The sequence below is a fragment of the Thiomonas sp. 13-64-67 genome, from assembly GCF_002282795.1.
GTDB classification, from domain to species: Bacteria; Pseudomonadota; Gammaproteobacteria; order Burkholderiales; family Burkholderiaceae_C; genus Thiomonas; species Thiomonas arsenitoxydans.
Genome location: NZ_NCKP01000088.1, coordinates 1 through 11,087, shown reverse-complemented (window position 1 = coordinate 11,087; position 11,087 = coordinate 1). Strand labels below are relative to the sequence as shown.

Below are 11,087 nucleotides of genomic sequence, written 5' to 3'. Positions count from 1 at the left end.
GACGCCGGGGTCGGTCTGCCCATCGGCTACGGCGATGCCCAGATCGCTGCACGCTTGCACATCCACATGCGGGCCGATCCGGCCGGTCTGCACCACGAGTTGCAGCTTGGGGCACTTTTCCAGCAATTGCCTCGACAGCACGGTGCGGTCGCGAATCAGCACCAGCGCCTGGGTGTCGCGCAGGCGCACGCTGAGCTGACCTACGCCTTTGACGGTGTTATTGAATATCTTGAGGTCGTGACCGTCGAGCTGCTGCGCGCAATCGAGCTTGCGCACTGCATCCTGATAGTCGTCGAGCACGGTGATCTGCATGGTTATCCGTCCGATGAAACACCAGAGCCGATCAGTGTAGGCCCTTGGAACAGCGCGGAAGAAAGGCGCCGCAGCGGGCGGATCGGTAATGCCCCGAATAGGAGTTTCCCGATTTTGTTGCGCCGCAGCTTGCTTCTGTCGTCAGTCACAGAATATAAGCTGGTCTTGATATATGCCTGTCTGCCGTCCGATGATTCGAACGAGGCGGCTGGGTGAGACGACATGGAGGCCGAAATGGATGTCAAAGGGAAATGGCTACTGCCGACCAGCCCGCAGAAAACTTGGGAGGCGCTCAACAGCCCGGAAGTGCTTAAAGCCTGCATTCCAGGTTGCGAATCGATCACCGACACCGGTTCGGGACATTTCGAGATCGTGCAAGTGCTGGCGGTCGCCGGGTTCAAGACGCGCTTCAGCAGCACGCTCACGCTGGAAGACCCCAACCCGCCGCACAGCTACGTGCTGCGCTTCGAGGGCAACGCGGGGAGCGCCGGTTTTGGCCTGGGCCGCGCCCTGGTCGCGTTGCAGCCCACGGCAGACGGCGGCACGCAGATGAACTACCAGGCTACCGCCGAGGTGGGCGGCGCCATCGGCCAGCTGGGCAAGGGCACGGTGGACAGCACGGCGCAGAGTCTGGCGGAGACCTTTTTCTCCCGCTTCGATCAGGTCATGCGCGGGCAACTGCCGGTGGACGACGGCGCCGGTGCCCTCGACCGACTGTGGGGCATGATGCCTCCCTGGGGATGGGCGATTTCCACCCTGGTGCTGGTGTTTATCGTGTACTGGGGGCTGCACGGCACTTGGTGATGTGCCCTTGCTGACAATCGTTGCCGGTTGCTGCCGATTGCTGCCACCGAGGCGGCCGCTGTTTATTCAGCCTAGTGCACGAAGCGGCCGCGGCGGGTGGCTTCGACGATGTTTTCGGCGCGCAGCTTGGCGAGTTGTTGTGACAAAGCGGCCTGGCGCATGCCGACCTCGTGTTCGAGTTCGCGCACGCAACGCTCGCCATCCATCAGCAGGCAGAGAATGGCCAGACGCTCGCGGTGCGCCAGCGCCTTGAGAATGCGCACGACATCTCCGCCGGCCATGCGCTCCAGGCGGGCAAGCCGATGCATCGGCGTCGGCAGGATGAGGTTCGGCGCTGTCTGGGGGGGCAGTTCGGCGATATTCATGATTTGGAGTCTATGAATATCGAATTGCAAGGTTTTGATGCAACACAAGAAAGTGGCGCTTCTGCGGGCTTCGTGTGAGCTTTGGGGGGTTAATCGCGCTGATACGCGTGGTTTGAGATGCTTCACCTCTGTGAGCGAGCGGATGCGGGCCGAATTGGGTAAGCTGCTCTGCTTTGCCCACCGTTGCAGCAAGCAAGCCGATGCCACACATGCTCCGTCATCCTCCTGTTCGTCTGGCCTTGCTGCTGTGGGGGATCGCGGCGGCGGCTTATATGGTGGGGTTTTTCCTGCGGGTCACGCCGGGCGTGCTCAACGTCGATTTGATGCGCGACTTCCATCTGAACGCCGCGCAGCTGGGCAATCTGGCGTCGTTTTACTTCTACTTTTACGCGGCCTCGCAAATTCCGACGGGCATCGCCAACGATCGTTTCGGCCCGAAAATTCTCATCGTGGTCGGGCAGGCGGTGACCGGGGTCGGCGCGCTGCTGTTTGCGGTGGCGGGCAGCTTTGAGTCGGCGGCCGTGGCTCGGGCCCTGATCGGCCTGGGGCATGGCGTGGCCTGGGTGTCGTTGCTGGAGCTTTCCGCCGCGTGGTTTGCACCGCGGGTGTTCGGCACCATGTCGGGTTTATCGCTTGCCCTGGGCACGCTGGGCGCGGTGCTGGCGCAAGCGCCTTTGTTGATTTTGTCGCACAGTTTTGGCTGGCGCTGGGTACTTGGCGCGGTGGGCGTGCTGTGCCTGGGTTTGTCGCTGCTGGCCTTGCTGCGCATTCGCAACCGGCCGGAGGACATGGGGTTCGACGGCTATCTGCCTGCGCGCAAGGCGCAGACGCTGGGAGAGGTCGGGCGGGGTCTGGGCGAAGTCTGGCGCTATCGCAATACCGCTTTGCTGTTCATCGCGCCCGGCGGGGTTTGCGGCGCGTTTTTGACGTTCACCACGCTTTGGGGGATGCCGTTTCTGGTGCAGCAGCGGCAGATGTCGGCAGGGCGGGCTTCGTGGGTGGTGGCGGCGATGCTGGTGGCGTTTTCGTTGGGCGGGGTGCTGTGGGGGCGGGTTTCTGACCGGCTGCGTCGGCGCAAATTGCCCTATCTGCTCGGCGGGGTGATGATGCTGGCGGGCTTTGGCCTGCTGGTGGCCTGGCCGCAGGCGCCCTGGAGCTTGTTGTTGCTGGCGTTGCTGCTGAGTTCGGTGGGTTCAGGCGGCATGGTGGTGGGTTTCGCCTGGGCCAAGGAATCAGTGCCGCAGCGGCTGGCGGGTACCGCATCGGGCGTGCACAACACGGGGGTGATGGTGGGCGCGCTGGTGCAGTTGCCTTTGCTGGGCTGGGTGCTCGATCGGTTCTGGACGGGGCAGCAGGCGGGCGGTGCGCGGCTGTATGACGGCACGGCATTTCAGGCGGCCAATGGTGTGCTGCTGGCCTGGATTGCCTTGTCGGTGCTGTGCGTGCTGCTGGCGCGCGAAACTCACGCCCGACCTTATGCCGTGGCGGTGGCCCCGGGCTGAACCCCGCCTGGGGCGCTCATTCAATGCGCATGCAAAGACTGCCGCGAGAGGGCGGAATAGCGGTCGAGAAAATCGTCGATTTCTTCGCTGCTGGGCTCTTGGGCGATGAGTTGCTGCACGCTGGCGCGAAACCCTTCGGCTGCGCGGCCGCCCAGAAAAATTTCCTTGCGGGCGAATTTGTCGACGATTTCATACCCGCCGCGAGAGAGGTCGGTTTCGTGGTCGGTTCGAGACTCCTGCGCGCCCGACCAGTCGAGCTGCAGGACACAAAAGGCGTCTGAGTCATAGATCATGGTTTGCATGGTGGTTCTCCGCTGGTTGATGAGGAGATGTGGACATCGAAGCAAAAAACAAGCCCGACAAAAACGCGCAACTTTGTTAAATGCACAACGCCCGGCGATGGGCTTGCGTTGACCGCCGGTTTGTCCATCCGGGTCTGCGCGGAGGATTGCCAGCACGCATCGCAAATCTGTGTTGACTGTCATCGCTCACCTGCAACAAGACGTAAGAATTACCGCGATTCGCTTGCTCGCCTTGCAGAGCGCTCATAGGCTTGCGGCGCTGCACAAACCAGACTTCGCAACGGACGGATTACTGGCGTGTGCGGGGATTTCACTGTTCACATCGCACATCGAGAGGCCCGGAGCGCGCACAGCGAGCTATCGGGCGGGAGACAAGCATGTTTCATCAAATTCTGAGCCCGGTGGGCGGCGCTTTGCTGCCCTCGTTTTTGGTGGCGGCCATTCCGATTGCCATCGTGCTGTTGATGCTGGGTGTGCTGCGGCGACCGGCATGGCAGGCGTCTGCGGTGGGCTTGGTCGCGGGACTGATCATTGCGGTCGGCGTTTGGCAGTTGCCGCTGGGGCTCGCGTTCAATGCCGTGGCGCTCGGCGTGGTGTTTGCCTTGCTGCCGGTGATGTGGATCGTGTATGGCGCGTTGGTGCTCTACAACGTGGCGGTCAAGTCGGGCCGGTTTGAAATGTTTCGCCTGTGGATGCTGGAGCATCTGCCCAACGACCGTCGGCTGGTGTTGCTGGTAGTGGCGTTTTCCTTCGGTTGTCTGCTCGAAGGGATAGCGGGCTTTGGCACCCCGGTGGCGATTACCAGTGCCTTGCTCATCGGCCTGGGCTTCCCGGCGCTGGAGGCGCTGACCTTCACCCTGATTTTCAACACGGCGCCGGTGGCGTTTGGCGCGTTGGGCGTGCCGCTGACGGTGTTGGGCGCGGTAACGAGCATGCCATCAGAGCCGCTGGCGGCGATGGTGGGGCGACAGCTGCCGTTTTTTGCCTTTCTGTTGCCGTTTTATGTCATTGCGATTTACGGAGGGCTGAGGTCGATCCGCGCCTTGTGGCCCGCTTTGCTGGTGGCCGGCGGCAGCTTTGCGCTGGCGCAGTTCGTCTCATCGAACTTCATCAGTTATCAGCTGACCGATGTGCTGGCTTCGATGTTCTCGCTGATTCTGACGGTTGGTTTTCTCAAAATCTGGAGCCCGGCGCCCGACCCGGAATTCGCTATTGCCCGCCCAGTGCGCGCGCCGAATGAAGCGCGCGTGGGCTATGGTGGCTGGCTGCCCTGGGTGGTCATTACCGTGGTGGTGATTTTCTGGGTCTATGCCAAGATTTTTGCGTTTGGCGAGATCAAGGTGCTCTGGCCGGGCCTGGACAAACAGGTGTTCATCACGCTTTACAACAAGCCGTACGTGGCCTTGTGGGACTTCCAGCCTTTGGGCACGGGCACGGCCATTTTGTTGTCTGCGGTGATCACGGCGGTGCTGGTGCGGCTGCCGGTGGGGGAGTTTTTTGCGGCGATGCGCGATGCCTGGGTGCAGGTGCGGATTGCGGTGCTCACGGTGTGCATGATCGTCGGCCTGGCCTTTTTGCTTAACTATTCCGGCATGAGTTACACGCTTGGGCTGGGAGTAGCCGGTGTCGGCGCGCTATTTCCGCTGGTATCGGCCTTTCTCGGCTGGGTGGCGGTGTTCCTGTCGGGCAGCGACACATCGGGCAATGCGCTGTTCGGCAATCTGCAGGTGGTTGCCGCGCGGCAGCTGGGCTTCGATCCCGTGCTGATGGCGGCGACCAATTCGTCCGGCGGGGTGATGGGCAAGATGATTTCGCCGCAGAACATCGCCACGGGCGTTTCGACTACGGCGCTCAAGGGCAAGGAGGGCGTGGTGTTCGCCCGCACCTTCAAGCACAGCGTGTTTCTCACCTTGCTGCTGGGCATCCTGGTGTATCTGCAGCAGCATGTGCTGACCTGGATGATTCCGGTGTTGCCGCCGCATTGATTCGTTCTCTTTTCCCCGCCGCACACGCCGCGCTCTGCGCGGCGTTTTTCATGGCTTGGCCGATTCTGGGGCCGCCGCGCCGGCTTGTTCGGCGTGGTCGAGAGTGAAAAGCAGATAGCTATCAGCGGAATGTTGCAAGCGGATTTGCACGGGCAGGTTTTGCAGCTGCGGCGACAGCCAGATTTGCGCGCCGAGTTCGTTGGCCTGCGTGGCCTGCCGCACGATATGCCAGCAGGGCAGTGATCCGATCGGGGTATCCACGAAATCCATGCCGGCGATGGTGAAGGCCCAGTCCGCCATGCCGCTGGGTCGGGCCACGGCGAAGCTGAGCGTGGCGCCGGGGTGGAAGTCGTCGGGAGCGACGCTGAGGCGGTTGGCGAGTTGCAGAAACAAGCTGGCGCTGTCTTGCACATGAGGCGGCAGGGGCAGCACTGCGGGGCTGGCGCTGAAGTGCAGGGTGTTGTCGCCGCGGTCGAAACGCACGGATTTCTCGCGGGTGAACACGCGCTCGGTGTACTCCGAGGGCGCGAGCCAGTCGCCCTCGATGCGGCCGGTGCTGCGGTAGGAAAAACCGATCAGCGCGCTGCCGGAGAGGCGGGCCTCGTAGTGGTCGCCATCGACCGTCCAGACCAATGCGCCGCTGCCGTGCAGGTGGCCGCGCCAGTAGCCGGTGATGGTGTAGGACAGCCGGGTGGAGGGTGGCCAGGGATGCGGGGCCGCGGCTGAGGCCGGTGCACTGGCCGTGGGGGCCGGGCTGGATTCGGTGGGGATGGGACGCGCGGGCTGGCTGACTTGGTCTGCTGGCGCCAGGTCACCCAGGCTGGTCGCGGCGGCCAGAAGCGGCGCCGATGTGGGCGGCGGTGGCGCGCTGAGGGCTTCCACCGGGACCGGGGCTGCCTGAGCAGGGGAGGCGACGGTTTCGGCTGGGCGGGGGCGGACGATGTCGGCTGCGGGCTTGGGAGCAGGCATGGGTGCAGCCTGTAGCGCCTGTGGCCGTTTCGCCTTGGTGGGTGGGTTTGAGAAGCTGGGTGTAGATCGGCTCGGGCAGTTTGCCAGCGGCCAGTGGGCGGAAAGCGGCGCCGAGCCAATCGAGCGCGGCCAGATGCAGGGCGACCACCCCCAGCGCGAGCAGCGCGATGGTGCGCCAGCCCGGCCACCCGCGGGTACGCCGATCGGTCGTCATGGCCGGGGCCTCGTGGCGAACCAACGGCGTGCGGCGACGCGACTTGAGCGGGGGAACATGTCCGCTATTTTGCCGTTCGCTTGGGGGTGCTTGCAGGGCGGATGCGGGTTCTCGCTTGGCAGCGCCGCGCGTATGCTGCACCCATCCCCCGCACAACGCATGAGGAGGCCGTCATGGCGCAAATTCCCGAGTTCAAGGATTTCATTCCCGGCATGGAGTTTTTTCAGACCCTGCTCAAAGGCGCGGGCATGCCTTCGCAGTTTGCCAACTGGGTGGCGCCGACCCTCGATGTGGAAGAGATCGAGCAGAAGATCACTGACCTCAAGGCCGTGCTGAGCTGGCTGGAAACCAATGCGCGCATGACGCAAAACATGATTCAGGCGCTAGAGGTGCAGCGCATGACCTTGCGGGCGCTCAAGACCATGAATGTGGATATGCAGGACTTCGCCAAGGGCATGGTGGCCGAGCCGCCACCGGCGCCCGCCGCCGTGCAGCCCACGGAAGCGCCGCAAGCCGAGCCGGCTAAGTCCGCCGAGCCGCCGCAGGCCGCAGCGGGTGCATCGCCGCTGTTCGACCCGATGCAGTGGTGGAATGCGATGACCCAGCAGTTCACCGAGTTGGCGAGCCAAGCGTTGCAGGACGGCGGGACAACGCCTGCGGGTTCCGCCGTGCCGGTGAACTCACCTAAACCTGGGGCGAAGAAAGCGGCGGCGAAAAAACCGGCTGCAAAGACTGTGGGCCGTGTGGCTCGAAAAACGCCCGCCCGGCCCGCATCGCCTGCGGCCAAAAGCGGCAAGGCGGCAGTCAAGGCAGCAAGCAAAGCGACCGGCAAAGCGTCGCGTTGAGTCGCAGGCCGATTCGGAGGGGCGCGACTTATGCGCCGACTTATGCGCCCACCCAGCGCACCAGTTCTTGCGCCGGCATGACGCCGGACTGGCGTTTGACTTCCTGCCCGCCGCGGTAAAGCGCCAGGGTGGGAATGCTGCGAATGCGGCTGCGCACCGACACCTGCGGATTGGCGTCGGTGTCCACCTTGGCCAGCACCGCCCGGCCTTGAAGCTGGATGGCCGCCTGGGCGAACTGCGGCGCCATCATCTTGCACGGGCCACACCACTCCGCCCAGAAGTCCACCAGCACGGGCAGCTCGCTTTTGGCGATGAAGCGCTCGAAGTTGGCATCGGTCAGGGTGACGGGGGCGGCCGGGAGGATTTCCTGACCGCATTGCCCGCAGACCGGCGCGTCCTTCAGGCGGTCGTCGGGAACGCGGTTGAGCGTGGCGCAGTGGGGGCAGACGATGAGCATGGCGGTTGTTCCAAATGGCGATACCGCGAATATGCGGCAAGGCCAGACGGTTTTCAACCCAGAGGTTCAGAGAACCCCGCCGGGCCGCCCCAAGGGGTTCTCGCCCCCCTGGGGGGAGAGCCGAGCGCAGCGAGGCTTTCGGGGGGTGCTGGTCAGAGAACCCCGTCGGGCCGCCCCAAGGGGTTCTTGCCCCCCTGGGGGGAGAGCCGAGCGCAGCGAGGCTTTCGGGGGGTATTGATCAAAGCCGCGAACGGGCAAACACGCTGCGGTGTCGCTGCGCGCGGAACTGCCAGACCAGCAGGGCAAAGCCGACTACCGGCAGGAGCAGATCACCGGGCCGGAACACGCTGACCGCGCCCGCCGGTGTGCCCAGCAGTGCACCGACGATCCAGACCGTGGGCCCGAGCAGCGCGGCCAGCCGCATGCCGATGCCGCCCCAGGCGCTGGCCACGCCTACCGCGGCAAACCCTGCGGCCGCCAGGCCGATCTGAAAACCGGCCGGGTCTGGGGTGGTGTGCGGCAGCAGATGCTGCAGGCTTACGCCCAGAAAACCCACGCCGACGGCGCACAGCAAAAACCAGCGCAGCAGCACTTGCGCCACTCGCAGATCATGCCGCGCGCGTTTGCTGGTGAGCAAGGCCAGCGCTCCGAGCACGAGGCCGATCACGATCAGGGTGAAGGTGCGGTAGTGCAGCGCCTGTTGCGCAAACAGCGGCCAGAATGCGCTCATGCCGTCTCCTTTTTTGCTTCAGTGCGCCGCGTCCGACTCTGAGCGGTCTTCTATGCCCACGTCGAGCGCCACCAGGAACCGCGACACCATGTTGTACGTGGCGACCACGCCGACGAGCTCGACCACTTGCTTGGGCGACAGCAAGGCGCGGACGGCGGCGAAATGCGCTTCGCTCACCCGCACGCGCCGGGTCATGTCGTAGGTGAGCGCCAGCACTGCGCGCTCGCGGGGGGAGAACGCCAGCCGGTTTTCCACCGCCGCAGGAATGTCGTGCAGCAGCGCGAGTTGCTCGGCGCAGCCGCCGGCGGCCAGAAACAGCGGGGCGTGATGCATGAATTCATACTCGGCCCCATTGAGTCGCGCCACGACGCAAATGGCGAGTTCGCGCAAATCGGCTTCGAGCTCCAGCTCCCCACGCACCGCGCCCAGCAGGCCATTCCAGCCGCGCGCGAATGCGGGGCTGTGCAGCAGCATGCGGTCGAGGTTGAGCAGTTCTCCGCCGCGCCGCTGGCGTATGGCGGCCACCAGTTCTTCGGGCTCGGCGTGGTGTTGCGGTAAGTAGGCGATGCGCGGCATGATGGAAACATAAAGAAAATGGAATGGCTGGACTGTAGCCCCGCTTGGGCGCTGAGGCCAGCGGCTTCAGCGCGCCAGTGCGGCGAGTTGCCTGAGGCCGTCTATGGCGCGCACGCCGTACCAGCTGGCCCATTCGCCGGGGATGCCGCGCACGGCCGGGTGCAAGCCGCGTGCGGCGAGCAGGCTGCGCACTTCGGCCGCATGCCGGGCGCCGAAGCGATAGGGCTCGCTGGACAGCAGCACCTCGTCCACCGCGCCGAGCCAGTCTGCCGACCAGTCGAACACCGGATAACGGCTGCGGCCGGGCTGATGCAGACCATCACCGCCCAGCACCTCGGGCAGGGTGTGCCAGCGCACGGCGGCGAGGCTTTGGCTGATGTAGGTGTCGCGCGCCACGGTCATCCACGGATCGCGCCAGATGAGGTAGAGCACCTTGCGCGGCGCGCCGGGGCGGGTTTGCACGTCTTCCAGTACGGCCTGCAACTGCTGGCGCAGTGCGGCGACGCGCTCGGTCACGCCGGGCAGGCTGCCGAAGGCCGCGCCGAGCTGGTCGAACAGGCTCAGATTGTCTTGCGGGGCTTGCGGATGGGTGACGATGATGTGGGGCACGAAGGTGCGCAGCGCATCCACGGTTTCGCGGGTGTTTTCGTCGATGTTGACTAGCACATGGGTGGGCTGCAGCGCGCGCAGGGCGTCGAGGTGGACGTCTTTGGTGCCGCCGACCTTGGGAATGGCGCGCACCTCGGCGCGGGGATGCACGCAGAACCCGGTGCGGGCCACGAGGTGCTGCCGCAGCCCGAGGGCGAACAGGGTTTCGGTCAGGCTGGGAACGAGGCTGGCGATGCGCGCCTGGGCGTCGGCTGCGGCAATCGGCTGGCCGAGGGCGTCGCAGACGGGCACAGCGGGCATGGCGGGCGCCGGGCTCAGATGGTGTGAGGTTCAGCAGCGCCGGGGCGGGCGAGCTGCCCCAGGCTTTCGAAAATCAGCCGACGCGGGGCGATGCGCCAGCCGAGCTGCTGCTCGATGGCGATGACGGCGCGCATGGCCAGCAGCGAGTGCCCGCCCAGATCGAAGAAGTTATCGGTGAGTTGCACCCGCTCGACGCCGAGCAGCTCGCGCCAGATGGCGGCGATCTGCTGCTCTTGCGGTGTGGACGGCAGGCGTGCGGCTTGGCGCGTGTGCGCCGCCGGAGCGGCGGTTTGGGGGGCGGGCAGGGCGGCGCGGTCGAGCTTGCCGTTGGGCAGCAGGGGCAAGGCGTCGAGCGGCACGAGGTGCTGCGGCACCATGTAGTCGGGCAGGCGCGCGCGCAGGGCCTGGCGCAGATCGGCCGGGTTGGGCGCGGCGCCCGGTTTCGCCACGAGGTAGGCGACGAGGCGCACGTCTTCCAGGGTGGGGGCGTAGGTGGTGAGCACGCAGGTGGCCACGCCGGCTTGCTCGCGCAGCGCGGCTTCGATTTCGCCCAGTTCGATGCGAAAGCCGCGAATCTTGACCTGATGATCAAGGCGGCCGAGGTGTTCGAGTCGGCCGTCGTGCCGCCAGCGGCCGAGATCGCCGGTTTTGTACAGACGGGCCTGGGGATCGGCGCTGAACGGATCGGGGATGAAGCGCTCGGCGGTGAGTTCGGGCCGCTGGAAATAGCCCAGCGAAACGCCGGCGCCGCCGATGTGGATTTCGCCCGGCGTGCCGATGGGGCAGAGCTGGCCCTGCGGATCGAGTATCCAGACCTGGGTGTTGGCGATGGGGCGGCCGATCACGATGGGCTGCCCCGGCTGCACCCGCCAGCAGGTGGACCAGACGGTGGTTTCGGTCGGACCGTACAGGTTCCATACTTCGGCGCAGGCGGCGAGCAGACGCGGCGCCAGATCGGCGGGCAGGGTTTCGCCGCCGATGAAGGCGCGAAGTCTGGGGGGACGGGAGGGGTCGGGGCTGCCGGGCCAGCCGACGTCGAGCAGCATGCGCCAGGTCGAGGGCGTGGCCTGCAGCACCGTGGCCTGGCTGGTTTGCAGCAGGTCGCGCAGGGCAAAGG

At 65.4% G+C, this 11,087-nt stretch carries 13 protein-coding genes and 1 pseudogene; 4 read left to right on the top strand and 10 right to left on the bottom strand.

The window, feature by feature from the left end:
- Nucleotides 1-312 (bottom strand): annotated as a pseudogene (locus tag B7X30_RS14565) (D-2-hydroxyacid dehydrogenase family protein); the annotation flags it as partial.
- A gap of 234 nt (nucleotides 313-546) precedes the next feature.
- On the opposite strand from B7X30_RS14565, the gene B7X30_RS14560 reads away from it, so the two are divergent.
- A complete protein-coding gene (locus tag B7X30_RS14560) occupies nucleotides 547-1,116 on the top strand; it encodes an SRPBCC family protein (RefSeq protein ID WP_013107601.1) in 570 nt (189 codons plus the stop codon).
- Nucleotides 1,117-1,187: 71 nt separating this feature from the next.
- Here the strand turns inward: B7X30_RS14560 and B7X30_RS14555 are convergent, their stop codons facing one another.
- Nucleotides 1,188-1,481 carry an ArsR/SmtB family transcription factor gene (locus tag B7X30_RS14555; protein WP_286731544.1) on the bottom strand — a complete coding sequence of 98 codons (294 nt, stop codon included), beginning with the start codon at nucleotides 1,479-1,481 and terminating at the stop codon, nucleotides 1,188-1,190.
- A 209-nt stretch (nucleotides 1,482-1,690) separates the two neighbouring features.
- On the opposite strand from B7X30_RS14555, the gene B7X30_RS14550 reads away from it, so the two are divergent.
- On the top strand, nucleotides 1,691-2,983 hold the full coding sequence (locus tag B7X30_RS14550; protein ID WP_286731543.1) for an MFS transporter: 1,293 nt from the start codon (nucleotides 1,691-1,693) through the stop codon (nucleotides 2,981-2,983).
- A 20-nt stretch (nucleotides 2,984-3,003) separates the two neighbouring features.
- On the opposite strand, the gene B7X30_RS14545 is transcribed toward B7X30_RS14550, so the two are convergent.
- Nucleotides 3,004-3,285, bottom strand: coding sequence for a BTH_I0359 family protein (locus B7X30_RS14545; RefSeq protein ID WP_156053828.1), 282 nt, complete (start codon nucleotides 3,283-3,285; stop codon nucleotides 3,004-3,006).
- A gap of 377 nt (nucleotides 3,286-3,662) precedes the next feature.
- Here B7X30_RS14545 and B7X30_RS14540 point away from each other — a divergent pair, with 377 nt between their 5' ends.
- A complete protein-coding gene (locus B7X30_RS14540; RefSeq protein ID WP_286731541.1) occupies nucleotides 3,663-5,270 on the top strand; it encodes an L-lactate permease in 1,608 nt (535 codons plus the stop codon).
- A 48-nt stretch (nucleotides 5,271-5,318) separates the two neighbouring features.
- Here B7X30_RS14540 and B7X30_RS14535 read toward each other — a convergent pair whose 3' ends face one another.
- Nucleotides 5,319-6,152 carry a DUF3108 domain-containing protein gene (locus B7X30_RS14535; RefSeq protein WP_286731540.1) on the bottom strand — a complete coding sequence of 278 codons (834 nt, stop codon included), beginning with the start codon at nucleotides 6,150-6,152 and terminating at the stop codon, nucleotides 5,319-5,321.
- Complete coding sequence (locus tag B7X30_RS14530; RefSeq protein WP_286731538.1) at nucleotides 6,082-6,453, bottom strand: hypothetical protein; 372 nt, start codon at nucleotides 6,451-6,453, stop codon at nucleotides 6,082-6,084. Before B7X30_RS14530 ends, B7X30_RS14535 begins: the two co-directional genes overlap by 71 nt.
- Before the next feature lie 173 nt (nucleotides 6,454-6,626).
- Here B7X30_RS14530 and B7X30_RS14525 point away from each other — a divergent pair, with 173 nt between their 5' ends.
- The gene (locus B7X30_RS14525; protein WP_286731536.1) at nucleotides 6,627-7,298 is read left to right on the top strand and encodes a PhaM family polyhydroxyalkanoate granule multifunctional regulatory protein; all 672 of its coding nucleotides are present in this window, start codon (nucleotides 6,627-6,629) and stop codon (nucleotides 7,296-7,298) included.
- Nucleotides 7,299-7,338: 40 nt separating this feature from the next.
- Here the strand turns inward: B7X30_RS14525 and trxC are convergent, their stop codons facing one another.
- From trxC to B7X30_RS14500, 5 genes are all read right to left on the bottom strand, one after another.
- Nucleotides 7,339-7,755: a thioredoxin TrxC gene (gene trxC / locus B7X30_RS14520; RefSeq protein WP_013124577.1), complete on the bottom strand. Its 417-nt coding sequence runs from the start codon at nucleotides 7,753-7,755 to the stop codon at nucleotides 7,339-7,341.
- A 238-nt stretch (nucleotides 7,756-7,993) separates the two neighbouring features.
- Nucleotides 7,994-8,485 (bottom strand): DUF6790 family protein, encoded by a 492-nt coding sequence (locus tag B7X30_RS14515; RefSeq protein WP_013107588.1) that lies wholly within the window; start codon nucleotides 8,483-8,485, stop codon nucleotides 7,994-7,996.
- Nucleotides 8,486-8,503: 18 nt separating this feature from the next.
- Nucleotides 8,504-9,061 (bottom strand): carboxymuconolactone decarboxylase family protein, encoded by a 558-nt coding sequence (locus tag B7X30_RS14510; RefSeq protein ID WP_013107587.1) that lies wholly within the window; start codon nucleotides 9,059-9,061, stop codon nucleotides 8,504-8,506.
- 66 nt (nucleotides 9,062-9,127) lie between these two features.
- On the bottom strand, nucleotides 9,128-9,970 hold the full coding sequence (locus B7X30_RS14505) for a helical backbone metal receptor (protein WP_286731533.1): 843 nt from the start codon (nucleotides 9,968-9,970) through the stop codon (nucleotides 9,128-9,130).
- 14 nt (nucleotides 9,971-9,984) lie between these two features.
- Nucleotides 9,985-11,087: non-ribosomal peptide synthetase (locus tag B7X30_RS14500; RefSeq protein ID WP_286731532.1), on the bottom strand; the 1,103-nt coding region annotated here is incomplete at its 5' end.

What these genes read in the sequence shown, in the direction of transcription:
- trxC (WP_013124577.1), bottom strand. Translation starts at nt 7,755, where the DNA reads ATGCTCATCGTCTGCCCCCACTGCGCCACGCTCAACCGCGTTCCCGAC.
- B7X30_RS14540 (WP_286731541.1), top strand. Translation starts at nt 3,663, where the DNA reads ATGTTTCATCAAATTCTGAGCCCGGTGGGCGGCGCTTTGCTGCCCTCG.
- B7X30_RS14505 (WP_286731533.1), bottom strand. Translation starts at nt 9,970, where the DNA reads ATGCCCGCTGTGCCCGTCTGCGACGCCCTCGGCCAGCCGATTGCCGCA.
- B7X30_RS14530 (WP_286731538.1), bottom strand. Translation starts at nt 6,453, where the DNA reads ATGACGACCGATCGGCGTACCCGCGGGTGGCCGGGCTGGCGCACCATC.
- B7X30_RS14525 (WP_286731536.1), top strand. Translation starts at nt 6,627, where the DNA reads ATGGCGCAAATTCCCGAGTTCAAGGATTTCATTCCCGGCATGGAGTTT.
- B7X30_RS14515 (WP_013107588.1), bottom strand. Translation starts at nt 8,485, where the DNA reads ATGAGCGCATTCTGGCCGCTGTTTGCGCAACAGGCGCTGCACTACCGC.
- B7X30_RS14555 (WP_286731544.1), bottom strand. Translation starts at nt 1,481, where the DNA reads ATGAATATCGCCGAACTGCCCCCCCAGACAGCGCCGAACCTCATCCTG.
- B7X30_RS14510 (WP_013107587.1), bottom strand. Translation starts at nt 9,061, where the DNA reads ATGCCGCGCATCGCCTACTTACCGCAACACCACGCCGAGCCCGAAGAA.
- B7X30_RS14545 (WP_156053828.1), bottom strand. Translation starts at nt 3,285, where the DNA reads ATGCAAACCATGATCTATGACTCAGACGCCTTTTGTGTCCTGCAGCTC.
- B7X30_RS14560 (WP_013107601.1), top strand. Translation starts at nt 547, where the DNA reads ATGGATGTCAAAGGGAAATGGCTACTGCCGACCAGCCCGCAGAAAACT.
- B7X30_RS14550 (WP_286731543.1), top strand. Translation starts at nt 1,691, where the DNA reads ATGCTCCGTCATCCTCCTGTTCGTCTGGCCTTGCTGCTGTGGGGGATC.